The sequence below is a fragment of the Stakelama sediminis genome, assembly GCF_014199335.1.
Lineage (GTDB): Bacteria > Pseudomonadota > Alphaproteobacteria > Sphingomonadales > Sphingomonadaceae > Sphingomonas > Sphingomonas sediminis.
This window is the reverse complement of record NZ_JACIJI010000010.1, coordinates 47428-66988: the sequence shown is the minus strand read 5'-3', so window position 1 is coordinate 66988 and position 19561 is coordinate 47428. Positions and strand designations below refer to the sequence as shown.

Sequence of the window (19561 nt, the reverse complement as noted above, 5' to 3'; positions counted from 1 at the left end):
TCGCCACCCGATACGATCAGCTGGCCAACAGCTTCCTCGGCATGGTCCATCTCGCCACCGCTCGATACTGGCTCAAATTTGTCCACGCTGCCTAGACGGCTGCATTTGTTTTCTGCGTGGCTGGATGGTTGGCAGGTGTTCAGATGGATTGAGACTATCCTAAGACATGTTGCGTGCATAACAGACGTTAAAGCGGTCTTATTGTCCGCTTGACGATGATGAACCGTGCAACGGTATTTCGATTGGTTTGCTTTTCGGTTGTGAGATCGCTCGAAGGGACTGGTTAAAACTGTCCGCATAATAGCTGAAGCTTTCACTGACTCATACGCGTTCGCTGACGTCGGCAAAGTTGGACTGACCGGAACGGCAGGTTACAGCCGCACAAATGGAATAGCGGACACCTGGATGCGTCGGTGCCGGTTTCCGGGTCCCGACCCTTCCAGGTCGCTCGGCACCGATTTTTTGGTTCCTAGGTGCGGTCGGTCTGCTTACCCTTCCGGATACCCAAGGCGGGCAAAAACAGGACCGGGGGGTTCCGCGTGATTGCTCCGCAATAGCCGCCACTACTCCAGCACTCGGCGAGTGGGAATGACGTACTGAATCCGGTTCAACTGGATGCAGCGTTCAGCATTGCGGCTGTCAACCGTTGCGCTACTCTCGGTCGGCTATGCGGACACTTCATCAGACTGAATTTCCATGACGGACGGTTGGCACCCCACGCAGGCGGCCGGGCCTGATGGTGAGAGGGCTGACGTCAAGGATGTCGCCAATGGCCTGCAATGTCGCTGCCTATGCTACGAATGCGGGCAGCCGGTTCTTGCCAAGCAAGGCCCCAAAGCGCGTTGGCATTTTGCCCACCACGCTCCCACCAATTGTCGGCCGACCCCGGAATCGGAGCTGCATTTCTTCGCCAAGACCTTGCTGGCGGAGAAGCTATGGCTGTGGATTCCTACCGTTCAGGCCAAAGCGGCGGGACGAACGGAGCGGATTTCGGACCGCCAGCAATATACATTCTCGCGGGTCAAGGTCGAGAAGGCAGACGGGAATGTCCGGCCAGACCTGCTTCTTGTCACGGACCGCGACAAGGTTCTGCATGTCGAGATTTATGTTCGGCACCGTGTCGATCCCATCAAGCTGGAGAAGCTCAGAAGCCGGGGCATCTCCTCGATTGAAATAGACCTGTCGAAACTGGATTGGGACGATCGCGGCGCATGGGACGATGCAATCCTGGAAACGGCACCTCGCGAATGGCTGCATAATGCCAGAGTGGCAAAGGTTCAGCAGGGTATGGAGGTACAGGCAGCATCAGAAGCCAAGGCGAAACAGCAGGCTCTGGATGCTGAATATGAGAAGATCGCGGGAATCTGGAACAAGGTTGAGACGGCTCGAGAAGAACCAGACGAGCATCTAACCGAGCAACATAGCCTGGCGTTGAAGCGCGGCTTTTCTCAGAGAATCGGCCATGCGGTGAAAGGGGCAGCATGTTTCCGGGTATCGCCCGACTACTGGCAAGCTCGGTTGGTGAACCGCTTTCTCTGGGACAAGGCGACCGCGTCAGCGAGCGTATTCGAAACCAGTGACGCCCTCGCCCATGTCAGAGACCTCATATGGCCAGGCCTCAACCGTATCTCCAATGAGACATCGGCTAGGATGCAACAGGATTTTCCTGCATTTCAAGATCCGTGGCATGCCGTTCACAGCTATCTCAAATGGCTGAAGGACCAGCATTGGATGTTTGCGAAGCGGGTCGGCGGCAAACAATGGCTGCCGTCGAGCAGTGCCGTGCACCTCCGCGAGGAGCAGGAGGCAAGCTGGCAGCAGGAGCGAGAACGGAGGGAGGAAGTCAACGATTGGCTTGATATGATTTTGTCGGACATCCCGGAGAACGAAACCGCCGACTTTGATCGGGCCGACTGGGTCGATTGGTTCGTGACCTCATATGATGAGGACGAAGCTCGCGCATTCCACGAAGCCATTTCTGGCATGGTGGTGAGCGGTCGACAGCTTGCCGATGATTTTCGGGGGCTGCCGCTGCTGGCGGAATATGAGCGCCAGGAGATCGCGCAGGAGGAACGCCGGGTCCAAAATGAGCGGGAACGGGTCGCCCGATTGGCGCAGGCGGAACGTGATAGGCGGATTTCGACGATCGAGGACAAGGCGTTGTTGGTGCTGGGCGAGTTGGCGCAGCATTGGCTGCTTGCAGCGAATGTTCAGCTTGATGGCAAGGCGCCGCTCGACCTTACAACCCAGTCCAATGAAGGTCTGGCTCGTGCCACGTCGGAACTTGCGCGATTGCACAACGAACGGCGTGAAGCCGAAGCCCGAGAGGCAGCGAAAGTGCGTCAGCAGGTTGCATTGGAGAAAAATCGAGTGGAGTTGGCGGACCTCGCCGACAAACGGGCGCGTGATCCGGCGAGAGCCAAGCTTTGGTGCAGATCTCCGAACCCTAAGCTCGGCGGGCAACGCCCGATCGATTATTGCGTGGATGATCGCGCGCTTCGGACCTGCAAGGACATCATGCCAGCATCTCTCTGAGGGCCACGAAGATCACCTCATCCCAAGCCGCTGCAACAGGTTGGACTATGATCGCTAATCACACAGATGAAATTCAGCAGGCGCTGAACGCTCATCGCGCGCTGGCTATCCTCCAGTTACTTGAAGGCCCTCTGCGCGGTGGAGCGAATGAGCGCTTACTCACCTCAATTTTTGAGATGATACAACTCCGCACATCGAGAGCGGAATTGCGATCAGTCCTTGATTTCCTTGACCGAGAGGGCGCCATTAGCACCACCGAGGTAGAAGGCTTGATTGTCATCGAGTTGAGATACCATGGTCATGAGATCGCTACTGGTTTGGTGCTTGTGGAGGGAATCGAGAAGCCAAAACCCGAAGCCCCATATTTGGGCTGAGGACCCTTGTCGGTCGCTTTAAGCCAAATTCCCGCTTCCCAGGTGCAGACGGTCCGTTTTCCCATTCCAGTACTCTTGAAAGGCTCTCGTAATCGTCTCCACAATCCGCTCCCTTTACCCTCCTTCCGAACGCGCAGGATCAGCGTCTGCCTATCGAGACCAACTTATGGGCGTCATCATTCGCCTGAGCCGGTCGGATCAACCACCAAGGACCACGCTCGTACGTATCACATGAAATTCCGGAAGTCGTAGACCCTGTCAACGATGCTGGGATTCTGCTGAATGATCGACGCGAAGCGAGCCGAATAGACCAAGGTTACAGGCAGCTTCTTGTATAAGGTGTTGTTGTTCCAATCCATCTTGGTCAGGCCCAGAATGCCCGCACAGGTCTCATGCCAGCCATCCGCTCCGGTGAACCGTCGCAACAGGATGGGCGACGGCACCGGCTTCAATACGCCCTCCTTGTAGATATCGTTCTGGTTCTGGACGTTGACCCCGGCGACGCTGCCCTGCGTCCAGAGCAGCGTCTCGTTCGCGGTCATCGGCAAGTATGTTCCGCGCGGAACCGGATATCCAGCCGCCTTCGGATCCTTGCCGGCCGTGAAGCGCAGTCTGAGGTGGTCCCGCCTTCTTGGACAGGTTTGCGGCTAAGTTAAGCTAATTCCGGTTGTCGTTCATGCCGCCTGTTTGATCATCAGATCATGGGGGGCATGCCCCCCATGATCTGATTGTCCGATCCGCCGATAGGCCTCCACCGGAGTTCGCCCGGCCAGCACCGAGTGCGGACGTTGAGTGTTGTAATAGGTGATCCACCGGCCCAGGCCAGCCTTCAGTTCCGATCCGGTCTCGAAGGCGTGCAGATACACGCACTCGTATTTGAGGGAGCGCCAAAGGCGCTCGATGAAGACATTATCCATCCACCGGCCCCGGCCATCCATGCTGATGCGTACCTCGGCATCGCGCAGCACGCTGGTGAACGCGAAGCTGGTGAACTGGCTGCCCTGGTCGGTGTTGAAGATCTCGGGCTTGCCGAAGCGCGTCAGCGCTTCCTCCAATGCTGCAACGCAGAACCCCGCATCCATCGTGTTTGACAGTCGCCAGGCCAGCACCTTGCGGGTCGCCCAGTCCATGATGGCGACCAGATACAGAAACCTGCGCCGCATCGGGATGTAGGTCACGTCCGCGCACCACACATGGTTGGGCCGCTCGACCGCCAGCTTGCGCAGCAGATAGGGATAGACCCGGTGCTGCGGGTGCGGGCCGCTCGTGCGCGGCCGCTGGTAGATCGGCGACAGGCCCATCTTCGCCATCAACCGCCGCACCCGTCGTCATAGCCATTGCGGCGCAGATGCCGGACCATCTGCCGGCTGCCGTACCACGGCATGTCGAGGAACGCTGCATCGATCACCCGCATCAGCGCCAGTGTCTCCTCGGTCTCCGGTACCGGCGCGTAATAGTAGCTCGACCGGCTGATCGACAGCAGCCGGCATTGCGCCGTGATCGACAGACGATGGTGGGCAGGCTCGATCATCGATCGCCTCCGTGCCACGCTCATCGACCGGAGGCTTTCGCTAAAAATCCCGCTCCACCAGCAACTGCCCGATCTTCGCGTGCAACTTGTCCACCTCGGCGTTGCTGGCTGCCTTCGCCGCATCACCGGCTCCGGAGAACGTACTGGCCATCCCGTCAATGGCCTGTCGCTTCCAAACCGTGATCATCGTGTGGTGCACGCCATGCTTGGCAGCCAGTTCCGCCAGCGTCAGGTCACCTCGGATCGCTTCCAACGCCACCTTCGCCTTGAACTCGGCGCCGTAGCGCTTCCTCGTCGTCTTCATTCCCATACCAGTCCTTCAGGTCGGGAGTAGCTTAACACCCTGTCCAGAAAACCGGCGCCACCTCACTATTTACTAGGCACACATAGAAATCGTACTTCGGATCACCGTGAATGCGACAGTGTCTATTGCTCGACATCTTGCATAGAGCATCCTACATCAGAATATTCAGGCAAGGATGCATACTTATGACGAGTAGCTTCTCTTCTGATGACTGCCATATTCTCGCAGTGCCAAAGCCGCGGGCTGGCAAGTCACGTTATTGGTGCTTTTCTCATGACGCGTCCGCTACGGCTCGCTTTGGCGGTCGCATGCCTCGTTGCGAGGGTGCTTATCGAACGATCGCGCATTATCGGCGCTTTTGCCTTGATCCGGATGATTTCTCCGGGGGGGTTGCGATTTGGGGCGCGGTGGAGCCGGTTTATAATACCGCAGTTGAACCTGCCGAACGCGGCATCCATGTTCATGCGCGTAAACGAGCGCGCGGGAAGAAGGATATCGACGAGACGTTTGATGCGGTCGAGTTGACGGTACGTCGCGACCTCTTCAACCAGGAGCGCGTACTGATCACCGCCGAAACTGCGGTCGCTTACTATATAAGCAGATTCTTAGGGCGCGTAATCGTTGGTCTATTTTGCCCCAATTGTGGGACACCGCATTTAGATTCAGATTGGTTCGCGGTCAAACCTCACCGCGTGCATCTCTGTCACGGATGCAATAAGCTGTTTCAGGAGGAACAGAAGAGGGTATCTAACCCGCTGGAAATGGTGCGCCACCAACTGAGCGCCATCCGTCCTGCCGCAAAACCAACTCGGGCGAAAGGCAGCATCGATATTAGTCAGTCAGACTACCCAGCGGGCCTACAGATATGGGCTTCCAATCCCGCGCTGCTTTTGACTTCTCCGAGAAGCGAGCAGGAAGGCATCCATGTTCATGGTTGGATCAAGCCCGGCGTCAAGCCCAAACTCGACGGCACGTTTGACAGCGTTCGAATCGACGGGATCGAACTTAATGAGGCTCAACTCCGGCTGTATATGGCGCAAAATGCTCTTGTTTATATGAAAGGGAAGATTGCCTGTCTCGAATGCCCGTCTTGCGGTGAGGAATTATTCGAACAAGGCGAAGCCGCTTTCCGTCCAAAAGTAGAGCACAAATGTGGTACTTGCGGGATGGCATTCGCCTCACCCGGTCGACGCAAAGTGGTAAGCAATCCCTTTGTGGCGACGATAAAAGCGCTTAAGGCTACGAAACGAAAGAAAGGGTAGAGCATTTGAAAGGCTATATCTACATCACGGGAACTGGTGCCGATCCCGGCATGCATGACAACCTTGGCGATCCTTTATTCGGCGACCCACCGACTCTTGGCGCATGCATGACCAATCTGCGTCAATTTGCCGATCTTGGCGATTATCTTTTCGTTGTGTCTGGGAAGACTCCGAACGCACAGCAATATATAATCGGTGGTATGCGCGTCGCAGAGAAGATCGATGCGCTCGCGGCATACGGGCGCTTCCCGCAAAATCGGCTCAAGCGAGACGAGAATGGCTTCGTTCGCGGCAATATCATTGTCGACGCACAAGGTCGGCAGCATCCGCTAGACCATCACAAGCCAGATACCTTCGAACGTCGAATACGCAACTATATCATTGGCGACCAATCAGCTGCATTGCAGACTGATCGGGAAATCGAGCTTGGTAGAGAACGCTCGCTTCGGAAACTGTCCGAGATGTTCGAGCGGCCAGGCAACCGAGCGATCGATATTCTCGGCCGCCATCGAAAGCTGGATGAAGGCCAGGTACATGGATTGATGGATTGGCTGCGCGGTATCAAGGCTGCGGCAAAGTAACGTGACTACGATCGCCGATGCATTACGTGGGTTAAAGATAAGCCCGAAAGAAATTTCCAACCGTACCACTCTATCCATCGAGCGCATTGAGGCAATACTTTCAGGCCAAAACGCGGCGATATCCGAAGTGCGTGCAATCGCTTCTGGGTTACGTGTTCCATTACACTTACTCGCGCGTGAGCGTCCAGCAAGCGAAGCGAAGTCGATGCGCCCCCTGTTTCGCGACACCCGGAAGGGGCAGGCTTCATACGACCTCACTGTCGAGAAAGTCGCGTCGTTTATCGAGGCCGCCCTCGAAATATTACCGCCACGTGCGGAGCTTCCAGCGTGGCTTCAAGATATAAAAGCGGACGAAAGAACCTACGCTGAGGCAGATCGCCTGGCCAAGCAGTTCCGGCGTATGGTCTTCGAGTCTCACGAAGAACAACCAGCCACTGAGTTGTTTCTTGTTCTAGGCTCACTTGAGGGTATGATTGTTAGTCGACTTGATTATTCGCGCTATGAGGGTGTGTCACTCATCGCTGGAAACTATTGTTTCATTTTTGTTTCTCCGCGTTTTGCCGGCCGTATGCTTTTTACTGCGGGGCACGAGCTCGGACACATCGCAGCGCATCATCAGAATGACGACAAGGCACTTTTCGAGGAACCATCCGACATCGGCTCATTCGGGCGCTATTCGAAGGACGAAGCGTTCGTCGATGCTTTTTCATCCTGCCTTCTCCTTCCGGATGTTGGTGTTGGAAAATCTCTGAAAATGTTCCGTGAACATTTTCGAGTTGACTCGAAAAATCTGACCGATTTGGAAATTCTTCTTCTGGCTCGTTTCTATGGTGTTAGCTTTGAAGTCGCAGCACGCCGTTGTGAAGATCTGGGTTTGCTTCCGGCTGGCGTCGGGCACAGCTTAGCAACCGCCTTGCGAAAGGAGTTTGGTTCACCAGAGAAGCGTGCAGAGGCGCTAGACCTTCCACCGCGAACGGATGTGCCGTTCCCACCGATCTCAGCCATTCTGGCTCAGCATCTAACCAGCAAGATCAACCTCGGGGAGATTTCGATCGGATGGGCAGCCGATAGGCTTGGCGTCACGATCGGGGAAATATTGGCGGCAAATGTGAGAGCCGCATAGTCTTGAGGGTCCTTCTCGACTCTTGCGCCGTAATCAATTTGGTGCACGCGCGTGCCCTTGAGTTGATTTGTATGCTTGAGGGTATTGAATGGTGGCTTCCGCCGGTTGTCGTCGATGAATCCGGCCCGAGCTGCGCTGCCATCACTCTCGAATTGCAGCAGCGTGGATTGATCAACTTCCTCGACGATGGTTCCGTTAACGCGGAGCGCTTTCTGGAATTATTGGACGCCCATCGGCTGGGTGCAGGTGAGACCGAATGCATGGCGGTTGCCGCCGAGAGCGACTTTCATATTTGCTGTGATGATCGGAGGGCGCGGCTTGCCGCAAGCAATCTCATCGGCGCTAATCGAGTATTCGGGACTATTCGCGTACTTCGCTGGTGCGTTGAGCAACACAAGATTGAATGCGGCGAAGCAAAGCGGCTACTGCGTACTATGCGTGAGCAAGGTGGCTTTTTGCCCGACACACCTCAGTCGTTCTTTTGTCGAGGAGAGTGACGTCGTTCCGCTTGGCAGGCGAATGGATTACAGCACCACGAATTCTGTCGGTTGTGGTAAGCTGGTCAATCTGCAATGGACGAATTCTCCCCTATATGAGATCAAATATGGATGATACAGCCCCGCCCCAAACGCTGCTCGAGCAATTCGACGCCGCTTACGCAAATGTAACCACCGACCGTCGGGACGTCTATGGCGACCCAGAAGACACATATCGCCGCATATCCACGATGCGTGGTATTGTTGACGAGTGTCCGGACCCGCAGATTCGAGAAATACTCGGCATGATCATGACAAAGGTGGCGCGTTTGGTCCAATCACCGGATCATCTCGACTCGTGGGTGGACATCGCAGGCTATAGCCGTTGTGGTGTGATGCTCCTCAGCGAACGCCAGACGCACGATTAATAGCGCTACTGGGAAGTAAGTATGTTATGGAGGTAGAACGGATCGCAGGAATTGACGGCAAAGTTGCGCTTTGGGCATTCGAATGGGATTCGTGCACCGGACATCCAGCAAAAATCAATCGCCAGCTTCTTGGATACGAGCAACCGGTCCGTGCTACTAAAGAAATTTCCGATTCAAGTAACGAAGCTATTTGCTGGTCACATGGCCGTACTCTCGGAAATATTGCGGTATTCGCTGATGAGATTCTTAATTCCCTGTCGGGTGATAGAGGCGAAGACAAAATCCTAGCTTGCGATATAGTTGAAGCCGGGAAGATGCGAAATGGAGCGAAGCGATGGTGGTGTCGCACGCACCAGCGTCATTGGGGCACAAAAGCCGATATAGCCAATGCATCGAAGAGCGGGTTGGTTCAGTGTTCAAATCATATGCAAACCATGTCGTATGTGGTCAATCCGCCATCTATCAGGTTGGAGGATCACTCAGAGGTTGCGATCAGTTGCTCCTTACCGCCTGCTGTCTCCAGCGCTGCCTCTCACGACTGGCTGCGCCCGAAGCTCCATATTGAAGCATGGATGCGTGATGGCCAACGTAAGGCAATTGACGAAATACTTGACGCTATGGCGGTCGAATATGATCCGGGGGATGATCTCTTTTCGAGGTCCGAAGCAAGGAAGGTTCAAATTACACCGCCTGCCGCATTTGAGTTTGTCATGGGGCTCGAATCCGGGCTTGAAATGGACTGCATCAATTGTCGAAATTGCGGGCACCCGCATCTTGATATTGGTGAGTTCGGGCGAAATCCTCACAGTAAGCATTTGTGCGGCAATTGTGGTCGAGACAACACTTGGAGCCGCGGCCCTATAGTTTCGACACCTCTCAAACCGCTTCACGATAGATCCAGTCACGAGACAGGCTTCATAGATGCCGCCGGAGTATTCAACCTTGACGATCAGGAGGGCTTTGATTTCGAGATCAGACCGACAGTACCGGCGATCGTGTGGACTGCGAGGCGACCGCAAGAACGTGGTGTGCATGTTCGGCTCTTCCATGGCAACGAGAGGATTATTGATAAAGTATTCAATGCAGTGATCTTTCGCGGTCGAATTCTTCAACGGGCCGCTTTACTGCATGAAATGGTATCTCGCACGATAGTCTAAGCTGGATCTCCTGCATCCACCGATAGATCCCGATATGTCGGGTCCATATTGCTGGTTTCGAGCCAGATGAGATGCTGAAACACTTTCCCGGAATCAGCCTGCTACTGATCATGCGCGCCCATAAGTCCCGCCTGAATGTAAGGCGGGTTCTGACGGACGAAACTGAGTCAGGGAAAGGCAGCTATGTTGGCGAGCGCCGCCGTTGCCTTATCGCGCGAGCGGCGGAAGCGCGTGGGATCGTCAATCGCGCTGCGGAAGCTGAGCGCGGCGATCGGGCCGATGCCCAGGATCGCCATGAAGCGGCGACACAGTTCGTCGCGCATCGCAATCTGGGTGACGAGCTTGTGCAGCATCAGGTATTCCGCCCACAGCGCCGCGCGTGCGCGCAGCATGCAGTCCATCAGCCCCGCGGTCATCGGATCGGCGGCGATCGCCTCGCGCACGGCCTTCTCCATCCCGCCCCGGCCGACCTTGCCGAGGCGGATGCCGAACACCTTCAAGGAATGCCGGATCGCGTTTTCGAGGTCGAGGAACTTGCGCTTCAAATTGCGCCGCTGGACCAGCAGCAAACGCAGCCGGTAGCAGTTTTCCGACTTGATATGTGCCTCGCGGAACCAGCCCGTGCGCATGATGTGCGCGATCCCCAGCGCGTCGGCGGCGTCGGTCTTGTTGCGCTGGGCCGACAGCGCCGCGCGCACATGGCGCGTTTCCAGGCATACCGCCGGAACGCCCAGTTCGCGCAGGCCGGGGTGCAGCCAGGGCGAGAGCGATGCCGCCTCGTGACCCACACGGCGCAACCGCCCGGCATAGCGCTCAAGCGCAGTGGCGATCGCGGCGGGATTGGTTTCCACGGCGGTTTCCAGCACCACCTTGCCGTCGTCACCGACCACGCAGATGGCGGTTTCCTCGATCGAGACGTCCAGGCCGGCAAAATACTCCATCACACGACTCCTGCGCTTGCGTTTGATGGAAGCGAGCGTCGCGCCGGATGCCGGCTCGCCGCAAGGCAGGGGATTTGCGTCAGCGGAACGCACCGCCGATGCAGGCCGCAAGTGCTCGCCAAATACAGCGGCACCTGATACCCAGCCCCATCCCAGCGACGACGGCACCGCCATTTCACCCGCAAAATCAACGCCATGACGCGCGAACGGCACCGCCTCACCCGAGGCAGTGCCGTCCAAAACGCCATAATACGATGTGCAGACAAGGGGTTATGGCAGCAGCGGTGCCATAGCTTCTATCTTGCTATTGCTTCGTTCGAGGACCGCTTGACCGACTATCTCTTGTTGTCACGTTGCGTCGCCGTTTAGCGAAAGCCCACGTCAGCAAAAACGATGCAGCTAAAGCAACGAAAAAATAAGCCACCCCAAACTGGCCTACATAAACGCAAAATGCCAATAATGCTAAGCTGAGCAGGAATCCTGGAGTCCTGCTCTCGGTTATTTTGGACATATAGGCCTCGATGAGCTGAGTAAGCGAGTGTCTGGTTTGCTGGCATAAGCACCAAGGCCAGGTCCCACCGCAGCAGTTCCGCCGCCTCCTCCAGAGTTCCCCGAAACACTCGCGCCTACTCGTTCAACACCAGTAGGCACTGAGACCCCATATGATGTCCCTAAGAAAGCACCCATGGAAGTATAAGCGCCGCCGGAAACGCCCACGAACCCGCCAGCGCCTATTGCCTTAGATGTTGAGATAACCCAACCGGAATCACCGGTAGACTCAATGTTGAAATGATACCAAGAAACACCACCGCCGAGACCAACAACGGCTTCCATGGACGGACCTTCGAAGGTCACAGGGCCGGCGGTAAGCGGAATGCAATCAGTTTTTTTCGCGGGCTGCTGCGTCTTTTGCGGCAACTATCCTTTATTTCCTCGTTTGGGCGGGGGTGATCTTCTTAAATAAACCCTCAATCCTACTAACAACGTCAATACCCAACAAAAGGCTGACACCGCGACGATTTGTTTGACCTTATCAGTGGGGGCGAATGCAAGAGACGCTGTCGCCGTCATAGAGATTACTGCCATTGCTATGGATTTCACGATTGCGCTTCTCATTGACAACCCTGCGTATGAGAGAGTTCTTGGCCGGTTGCTACGCCAGCACCACCCGCAGCCGATGCGGCTTGTACGACGGTCGTGCCCTCGCCAAATAGGCCGCCCGTCACACTGGAAAATGCTATAGTTGCCAAGTCCCAAAACGTGCCCGACCAGTCAATTTTCATCTTAGGGGGATTCCAAGCTGGGTTATTGATTGGGGCCGTAGAGAGTGGAGCTCCAGCCTTTCGAATGAATCTATTCTGTCCAGGGTCAGCTGAAACATAGCCCTTTGGAATTGGTAGGCTCGTTGGCTTCGTAGTTGGACAAATTGTCGGTTTATCTGGCTTCTTTTGTGGTTTATCGATCGCCTCTTTCGGGGCCGAGCCGCCACTGCCACCACATGGCGACATTGGAACGGAACCGCATCCTCCAGATCCGCCACCGTTTTGAGTATATTCTTGAAATTCCGTGTGTGAAATGCAGGTTCCGTTGACGAGTACATCGTCAAAATTGCGGCATGCGTCTACTTCGATTTCTTCAAGCCCGAGCGGATCGACGCCGTTGATGGGATCTGATCCGACATAGTTATACCAGTTCATGCCGTCGCCGTAGCCGATGGGATCGGTCTGCATAAACCGTCCCAGCGTGGGCGAATAGATGCGAGCCTTATAGTCGTACATGCCAAGCTCCGGCAGCCAGGTCTGGCCGGTATACTGGAACCGCCCGACATTGGTCGAGCCCGGAATGCCGTATTCGTCATAGGTGTTGATGCCGTTGGCGACGGGCGATCCGCTGGCGTTGGTCACCGCGATCACCGAACCGCGCTCGTCGGTGAGCAGCCAGCGCCGGTCGCCGGTGCCCGAGCCTTCATACCACACCACCGGTGCGCCCATGCCGGGGCCGGGAACATAGCGCCTCAGCAACGTGCCCGAACTGTTATATTCACCGATCAGATTGACCCCGTCATAGAGGAACCGTGTCGCGCTCGTACTGCTGCTCGACGTCTGGTAGAGCCGCAGCAGCGGATCGTAGCTCAGCGCAGCACCGCCGGGACCGGTTTTGAGCAGATTCTCCGAACTGTAGCTGTAGCTGTCGCTGCCTGAGGTGGTCAGGTTGCCGCGTGCATCATAGCCCAGCGCCGTGCTGCCCGAACTGGTATATTGATTGAGGGCATTGCGCGCATAGTTACGATTGACGCTCGCATAGCCTGTCCAGGCATAGGCATCGTTCGAACTCGTCCGGCTCTTGATCTGACCCGCCGGGTTATAGGTGAAACTGCGCGTCAGATCGTAGCTCGACCCGGCAAGGTTCTGCACCAGCTGCGACAGCCGCGAGACCGCGTCATAGCTGAGGCTGGTGGTGACCCCGTTGCCGCGCGTGATGCTGGCTTGCTGTCCCAGACTGTCATAGCCGTAGCTCGCCAGCACGCCGACGCCCGAGGTCGCACCGTTCTCGCGGATCTTCGACACCTCCCCGGTGACCAGATAATCGTAATCGACATAGAAGCCGTCGGGCCAGGTCATCTTCGTGCGGCGACCGGCGGCATCATAGCTGTTATGCACCGTACCCAGCGGGCTAGTCTGCGTCAGATTGCGCCCCAGCGCGTCATAGGTGAACGACAAGGCGTTCCCGCTCTGGCTCGCGCTCAGCATATTGCCGGTCAGGTCATAGCTGTAGCTGACATCCGGCTCGCTGCCCGGAAGGTTCTTCGCCGTCACCCGGTTGAGATGGTCATAGCTGTAATCAATCGTCTGCCCGTCGCGCAGCCGCCGGCTCGTCACATTGCCGTTATTGTCATAGCCGAGCTGCTCATAATCGCTCGTCGAGCTCGAACCCGATCCTACCGAACCGGTCGGATATTGCGTCTTCACCAGACGGTCGAACCCGTCATAGCTGTAGGTCGTCTTGTTGCCGCTGCCGTCGGTCAGCGAGGCAGTCTTTCCGTTCGGCGTATAGGTGGTATATTCAAATGTCGGTGCGCTGGTGCCGACCCCGCGCGTGATGCTGAACACATGGCCGGCCGGGTCGTATTGCGTCTTGGTAATCCGGTCGGGTCCGTCGCTGCCTGCCGACTGCGCGGTGCAAGCATCGGTTACCGTGCCCCAGGCGGAACTGTTCATCCGAACGGCGGTGCATTCCGGGCGGCCGTTCGCATCATAGCTATAGTCCGTAACGCCATAGGTGGTGCTGCCGCCCTTCAGCACGGTGCGCGACTTGCGGCCGCTGGCATCATAGCAGTCTATTTATCTTTTTTCTATAATTTCAAGCAATCCATACATGACAAGCAGTTCCAAGAAGCAGCCGATGAATGCAATAATTATCATTCCATGGATATGGTTATTCAGATGTACTCTATAAATCGCGAAGCATTGAATAACAAATGATAGAAATATAATAGCCCAACTCGCTATCGAATGCTTCTTTCCTCTTCGAAAATATATCACGCCAGCAAATGCATATGACAAAATATAGGCAAATGCACCCTTTTGAGGATTGGATATGGCTAATACTAATAGGAAAACGGGGAGCAGGGCGACGCCGATTATAAAATAAGTACGCTCTTCACCAGATGCGCGTGTCATATGCTCTTACTCGCCACGTCTACAGGCATTGTACGATCTAACGGTCATAATGCCGTCGTAAACAGAGGACACTAGCAAGGTACCAACGCTCGCAAATCTGGCAAATTTCCCAACCGTAGACCCTTCTTTGAGGAGGCGTCCCCCAACGTCTCCATAGTAGCCAGCCACTGCGAGACTTCCCGGGGCAAAGTCACCATGGGCTGCCGCATTACCCACTGCGGCAGTCCCGAGGATTCCCGCTGCCAAATTTGAAGCGGCAGAGGCCTCCGGCAGTGCAACTGTGGCTACAGCCGCTGACACATCGAGCAAATCTGAAACGCCATTCTCTTTAGCAGTGACAGCGAGGCAATGAAACACCGATTTGTTTTTCTTTTTTGAATCTCTCTTTGCGACGACAACAATGTCTGTGGAGGGGTCTGGTAATCTTGTATAAGCACCTTGATCAAAATTATGCTGGTATTGGCGAGTGAGATCGGAATAATCCAGCTCCACAAATAAGCGTGTTGAAACAACAAGCAAGTCGGCCACGGACAGCCCGAGCGGATCGACGCCGTTGATGGGATCTGATCCGACATAGTTATACCAGTTCATGCCGTCGCCGTAGCCGATGGGATCGGTCTGCATAAACCGTCCCAGCGTGGGCGAATAGATGCGAGCCTTATAGTCGTACATGCCAAGCTCCGGCAGCCAGGTCTGGCCGGTATACTGGAACCGCCCGACATTGGTCGAGCCCGGAATGCCGTATTCGTCATAGGTGTTGATGCCGTTGGCGACGGGCGATCCGCTGGCGTTGGTCACCGCGATCACCGAACCGCGCTCGTCGGTGAGCAGCCAGCGCCGGTCGCCGGTGCCCGAGCCTTCATACCACACCACCGGTGCGCCCATGCCGGGGCCGGGAACATAGCGCCTCAGCAACGTGCCCGAACTGTTATATTCACCGATCAGATTGACCCCGTCATAGAGGAACCGTGTCGCGCTCGTACTGCTGCTCGACGTCTGGTAGAGCCGCAGCAGCGGATCGTAGCTCAGCGCAGCACCGCCGGGACCGGTTTTGAGCAGATTCTCCGAACTGTAGCTGTAGCTGTCGCTGCCTGAGGTGGTCAGGTTGCCGCGTGCATCATAGCCCAGCGCCGTGCTGCCCGAACTGGTATATTGATTGAGGGCATTGCGCGCATAGTTACGATTGACGCTCGCATAGCCTGTCCAGGCATAGGCATCGTTCGAACTCGTCCGGCTCTTGATCTGACCCGCCGGGTTATAGGTGAAACTGCGCGTCAGATCGTAGCTCGACCCGGCAAGGTTCTGCACCAGCTGCGACAGCCGCGAGACCGCGTCATAGCTGAGGCTGGTGGTGACCCCGTTGCCGCGCGTGATGCTGGCTTGCTGTCCCAGACTGTCATAGCCGTAGCTCGCCAGCACGCCGACGCCCGAGGTCGCACCGTTCTCGCGGATCTTCGACACCTCCCCGGTGACCAGATAATCGTAATCGACATAGAAGCCGTCGGGCCAGGTCATCTTCGTGCGGCGACCGGCGGCATCATAGCTGTTATGCACCGTACCCAGCGGGCTAGTCTGCGTCAGATTGCGCCCCAGCGCGTCATAGGTGAACGACAAGGCGTTCCCGCTCTGGCTCGCGCTCAGCATATTGCCGGTCAGGTCATAGCTGTAGCTGACATCCGGCTCGCTGCCCGGAAGGTTCTTCGCCGTCACCCGGTTGAGATGGTCATAGCTGTAATCAATCGTCTGCCCGTCGCGCAGCCGCCGGCTCGTCACATTGCCGTTATTGTCATAGCCGAGCTGCTCATAATCGCTCGTCGAGCTCGAACCCGATCCTACCGAACCGGTCGGATATTGCGTCTTCACCAGACGGTCGAACCCGTCATAGCTGTAGGTCGTCTTGTTGCCGCTGCCGTCGGTCAGCGAGGCAGTCTTTCCGTTCGGCGTATAGGTGGTATATTCAAATGTCGGTGCGCTGGTGCCGACCCCGCGCGTGATGCTGAACACATGGCCGGCCGGGTCGTATTGCGTCTTGGTAATCCGGTCGGGTCCGTCGCTGCCTGCCGACTGCGCGGTGCAAGCATCGGTTACCGTGCCCCAGGCGGAACTGTTCATCCGAACGGCGGTGCATTCCGGGCGGCCGTTCGCATCATAGCTATAGTCCGTAACGCCATAGGTGGTGCTGCCGCCCTTCAGCACGGTGCGCGACTTGCGGCCGCTGGCATCATAGCTGATATCCTGGGACTGATCAGAGCTGAAGTTGGAAAAGGCAGTCGCGCTTTGCCCGGCGGTCGTTCCCAGTTCTACTTTGGTCACATGCCCGTCGCCATTATAGGTCAGGCGTGTTGCCCGGTTGGGAAGGCTGCCCGACCCGTCGGGATCGGGTGAGATCGTGCCAGTTACTTCGCGGTCGCCGTCATAGAACATCACGGTGGTGTCGGCAGTACCCGAAAGCGGGCCGTCGATACTGGTGACATTGCCGATAGCGTCATAGCCATAGCTGGTCGTCGCGCTGACCGATCCGTCACCCGCTTTTTTGGTAACGGATATAGGCAGCAAGTTGTTCGCCGTGCCGTTTTGCGGCCCGTAGCTGATCACCGTCTTGTCTTCGTTGGCACCGCCCGAACAGCTTGACCCCGAACGGCATTGCGAGATGGCGGTCAGCAGCGATACCGGCGTGCTCGACTTGACGACCGATCCCGACGCGTTCTTGTAATAGGCGTAAAGCGAGGAATAGGTGTAGCGGGTTTGTGGGCGAACGCCGCTGGTATCGGCGGGCTTGGTGACGCTTGAAAGCTCGCCGTTCGCCGAATTCCAGGCATAGTTGGTGACATTACCGTTCGCGTCGGTGGTGCTGGTGGGAAGGTTGCAGGTCACCGTATTGCTGCACGAGGAGGGGTAGCTTGCCGATGTGGTGAGCGTGGAGCCCGATGCGGTATGCTTGACCGTCGAGGTTCGATTGCCGCGCGCGTCGTAGGTGTAGGTGACGTAGTTTCCTGCCGGCAAGGTGGTTTTGGTCAGGCGCCCATAGCTGTCATAGCTGTAGGAGGTGACGTTGCCGTTTTCGTCGGTGACTTTGGTCGGCAGGCCGACATCGGTGTCGGAAACCACGGTGCGATGCGTGTTGTCGGGATTGGTGATCGTCACCGTCATTGTCGTGCCCGACTGCGAGAACTGATAGCTCCAGGTACGACCGTTCTTGTCGATGGATGCTACGCGATAATTGGAATCCAGAGTGATGACGGTGTCTGGAGAAGATGAGTCCGGACGGGTGATGTCAATCTTTGTAGGCGTCCCGGTGACATAGGTTATGGATGTATGTCTGCCAGCCGTGTCGGTATACCCGTCGCCTGTCCAACTGCCGTAAATGGTGGGCCAGCTTTGGCTATAGCTACAACTTAACGCCGTGGGATCGCAGGCTTCGTTTGCCATGTTCAGCAAGGTGACGGAATCAAGGGTATCCCATTTGTTCCCTTGCGTGTTAACCGTCATGTTATTCGACGCGTAGTTATACCGAATCTGGTACCCGTAATCGTTTGTGATGCTTTGCAGGCGCACCTTGGTGATGTATGTGCCATTATAGCAGTTATCGAGATTATTGCTGCAATAGGTACCGCTATTGTAATGTAATAGATCGTGCCGCCCGTCGGCGTATTGGATTTCGCTGAGCCTTGCGACGACGAAATAGCTGTCCGCCGTTGCTTTCGCGTTGTACCCATAAGTGTAAACGGAACCGTCTGATGTCGTAAGTGTGTACGTGCTGCCGTTCTGTACGAGACTTGCTCCGTCTCCCAGCGTGGATGTAAACGTCGACCCTGATTTGGTGAACTTTTCTGTAGTGCTTTTCGTGTCGGAAGGAACGACGACCGACCAGGTGCTGCCGGAGTAGGAAACGGTGGCGCCACGACGTTGTAAAGAACCACCGATTGCAATGAGCGACATTTTCCCCTGGCCGGCACCGATGGATCCCAGCAAATGCGTTTTTTGCCAATTGCCGGTCGCCAGGTTGACACTGTTCGAATCTAGAACATAGCGGGAAGGGGGCGGAGGCGCATCCTCGCTTTGAGCATGGGCACTCGAAAGTGCGCCGCTGGCTAACAACGCAGTGGCACTTGCGGCAAGCAGCGCACGTCGACGCTTGAGCATCCTGTTCATGGTTCCCCCAAAATTAAATATCAGATGATGTGAATGCTCAGTTGAGCGAACCGCCATCGACGCAGTTGGCAACGGTACCGGTGGATTGAACGGTCAATTGCCCGGTCGCGGTTTTTCCTGCGCTGTCGGCCACCGTGTAGGTGAAATAAGAATAGCCCTTGTCGAGCGCATTCACCTGAACCGAGGTGCTGCTGATCTTCGTCGCGGTGGATGAGCCGCTGGTGCGGGTGATCGACTGGAGCACCAGCGGTGTATTGCCAGCAGGGTCGCTGTCATTGGAAAGCAGATTGACATTGCTGCTGGTGTTGCAGGGAATACTGACCGAGTCGTCCTGCGTAACCGGTCCCTGACTGCTCGTCGGTGTCGGTGTTGGGGAGGGCGTCGGAGTTGGAGAGGGCGAAGGACTGGGGGAAGGCGTGGGCGCCGGAGCGACGCTTGGACAGCCTGGAGGCGTTCCCGATCCCATATAATAATTGGTCCGGTTGTCGGCATGATCGAAACAACTGCGGGATTTCCACCCGCTCGACGGTCCGCCCGAGACGGTGCTTTGCACCAGTCTTCCAAACGCATCATAGCTGTAGGTGGTGGTTTCCGAGGCCGGCAATGTCGTCGACATGCCGGCAATACCGACGACTGCAACGCCCGCCAGCAAACGCGTGGATAATCGCATGATGCGCCCCCGTTTTTCGGGGCTTGTGACTACCCCTTTATGGGTAGAAGCTGCGTGATGGTATAGCATCCTGTCAAGCCGAATTACGGGTTTCCACGCATTGGTCTTGAAGGAGATTGGGAGTGCGTTGTGCTATAACATCTTGAATTGAAATCACTTTTTAGCGCTGATTTAAAGTCATGCTCTCTCAGGGATTTTGTATCCATTCTGGAACTGAATTTAAGACAAGCCTGTTCCAGGCCTGCGATTGCAATTAAAATATGGCGCTATTTCATGATGTTGGCTTATGTCTGCTGATCGTCGTCACCAGTTCGTTCGAGGCAGGACTGCGGCAAAGCCCTTTACGG

At 56.3% G+C, this 19561-nt stretch carries 12 protein-coding genes and 2 pseudogenes; 8 read left to right on the top strand and 6 right to left on the bottom strand.

Annotated elements, in window-relative coordinates:
• The first annotated feature begins 696 nt into the window (after positions 1-696).
• Both FHR23_RS15755 and FHR23_RS15750 read left to right on the top strand, forming a co-directional pair.
• On the top strand, positions 697-2535 hold the full coding sequence (locus FHR23_RS15755) for a competence protein CoiA family protein (RefSeq protein ID WP_184005911.1): 1839 nt from the start codon (positions 697-699) through the stop codon (positions 2533-2535).
• Between the two features lie 47 nt (positions 2536-2582).
• Positions 2583-2909, top strand: coding sequence for a hypothetical protein (locus FHR23_RS15750; protein WP_184005909.1), 327 nt, complete (start codon positions 2583-2585; stop codon positions 2907-2909).
• Positions 2910-3136: 227 nt separating this feature from the next.
• Here FHR23_RS15750 and FHR23_RS15745 read toward each other — a convergent pair whose 3' ends face one another.
• Together FHR23_RS15745 and FHR23_RS15740 are read right to left on the bottom strand one after the other, a co-directional pair.
• Positions 3137-3451: an argonaute/piwi family protein gene (locus FHR23_RS15745; protein ID WP_221227583.1), complete on the bottom strand. Its 315-nt coding sequence runs from the start codon at positions 3449-3451 to the stop codon at positions 3137-3139.
• Positions 3452-3583: 132 nt separating this feature from the next.
• Positions 3584-4744: pseudogene (locus tag FHR23_RS15740) on the bottom strand (IS3 family transposase).
• Positions 4745-4929: 185 nt separating this feature from the next.
• Here FHR23_RS15740 and FHR23_RS15735 point away from each other — a divergent pair.
• The 6 genes from FHR23_RS15735 (at position 4930) to FHR23_RS15710 (ending at position 9771) form a co-directional block, all read left to right on the top strand.
• Positions 4930-6006 (top strand): hypothetical protein, encoded by a 1077-nt coding sequence (locus FHR23_RS15735; protein WP_184005906.1) that lies wholly within the window; start codon positions 4930-4932, stop codon positions 6004-6006.
• A gap of 5 nt (positions 6007-6011) precedes the next feature.
• On the top strand, positions 6012-6587 hold the full coding sequence (locus FHR23_RS15730) for a hypothetical protein (RefSeq protein ID WP_184005904.1): 576 nt from the start codon (positions 6012-6014) through the stop codon (positions 6585-6587).
• Position 6588: 1 nt separating this feature from the next.
• Positions 6589-7710: an ImmA/IrrE family metallo-endopeptidase gene (locus tag FHR23_RS16795; protein WP_184005902.1), complete on the top strand. Its 1122-nt coding sequence runs from the start codon at positions 6589-6591 to the stop codon at positions 7708-7710.
• A gap of 2 nt (positions 7711-7712) precedes the next feature.
• Entirely contained in the window at positions 7713-8207 is a 495-nt protein-coding gene (locus tag FHR23_RS15720) for a PIN domain-containing protein (protein WP_484592881.1), read from the top strand.
• Between the two features lie 107 nt (positions 8208-8314).
• A complete protein-coding gene (locus FHR23_RS15715) occupies positions 8315-8614 on the top strand; it encodes a DUF6378 domain-containing protein (protein WP_184005898.1) in 300 nt (99 codons plus the stop codon).
• 26 nt (positions 8615-8640) lie between these two features.
• Positions 8641-9771: a hypothetical protein gene (locus tag FHR23_RS15710; RefSeq protein WP_184005896.1), complete on the top strand. Its 1131-nt coding sequence runs from the start codon at positions 8641-8643 to the stop codon at positions 9769-9771.
• Positions 9772-9974: 203 nt separating this feature from the next.
• Here the strand turns inward: FHR23_RS15710 and FHR23_RS15705 are convergent.
• The 4 genes and pseudogenes from FHR23_RS15705 to FHR23_RS15690 all read right to left on the bottom strand — a co-directional run.
• Positions 9975-10712, bottom strand: a pseudogene (locus tag FHR23_RS15705) (IS110 family transposase); the annotation flags it as partial.
• 1112 nt (positions 10713-11824) lie between these two features.
• Positions 11825-14014, bottom strand: coding sequence for an RHS repeat-associated core domain-containing protein (locus FHR23_RS15700; protein ID WP_184005894.1), 2190 nt, complete (start codon positions 14012-14014; stop codon positions 11825-11827).
• A gap of 384 nt (positions 14015-14398) precedes the next feature.
• On the bottom strand, positions 14399-17821 hold the full coding sequence (locus tag FHR23_RS15695) for an RHS repeat domain-containing protein (protein WP_184005891.1): 3423 nt from the start codon (positions 17819-17821) through the stop codon (positions 14399-14401).
• A 760-nt stretch (positions 17822-18581) separates the two neighbouring features.
• Complete coding sequence (locus FHR23_RS15690) at positions 18582-19214, bottom strand: RHS repeat domain-containing protein (protein ID WP_184005889.1); 633 nt, start codon at positions 19212-19214, stop codon at positions 18582-18584.
• Positions 19215-19561: the final 347 nt, after the last annotated feature.

Bases quoted from the DNA above. Each gene is read 5' to 3' on its own strand.
- FHR23_RS15710 (WP_184005896.1), top strand. From the start codon at position 8,641: ATGGAGGTAGAACGGATCGCAGGAATTGACGGCAAAGTTGCGCTTTGG.
- FHR23_RS15745 (WP_221227583.1), bottom strand. From the start codon at position 3,451: ATGACCGCGAACGAGACGCTGCTCTGGACGCAGGGCAGCGTCGCCGGG.
- FHR23_RS15750 (WP_184005909.1), top strand. From the start codon at position 2,583: ATGATCGCTAATCACACAGATGAAATTCAGCAGGCGCTGAACGCTCAT.
- FHR23_RS15735 (WP_184005906.1), top strand. From the start codon at position 4,930: ATGACGAGTAGCTTCTCTTCTGATGACTGCCATATTCTCGCAGTGCCA.
- FHR23_RS15715 (WP_184005898.1), top strand. From the start codon at position 8,315: ATGGATGATACAGCCCCGCCCCAAACGCTGCTCGAGCAATTCGACGCC.
- FHR23_RS15690 (WP_184005889.1), bottom strand. From the start codon at position 19,214: ATGCGATTATCCACGCGTTTGCTGGCGGGCGTTGCAGTCGTCGGTATT.
- FHR23_RS15755 (WP_184005911.1), top strand. From the start codon at position 697: ATGACGGACGGTTGGCACCCCACGCAGGCGGCCGGGCCTGATGGTGAG.
- FHR23_RS15695 (WP_184005891.1), bottom strand. From the start codon at position 17,821: ATGGCAAACGAAGCCTGCGATCCCACGGCGTTAAGTTGTAGCTATAGC.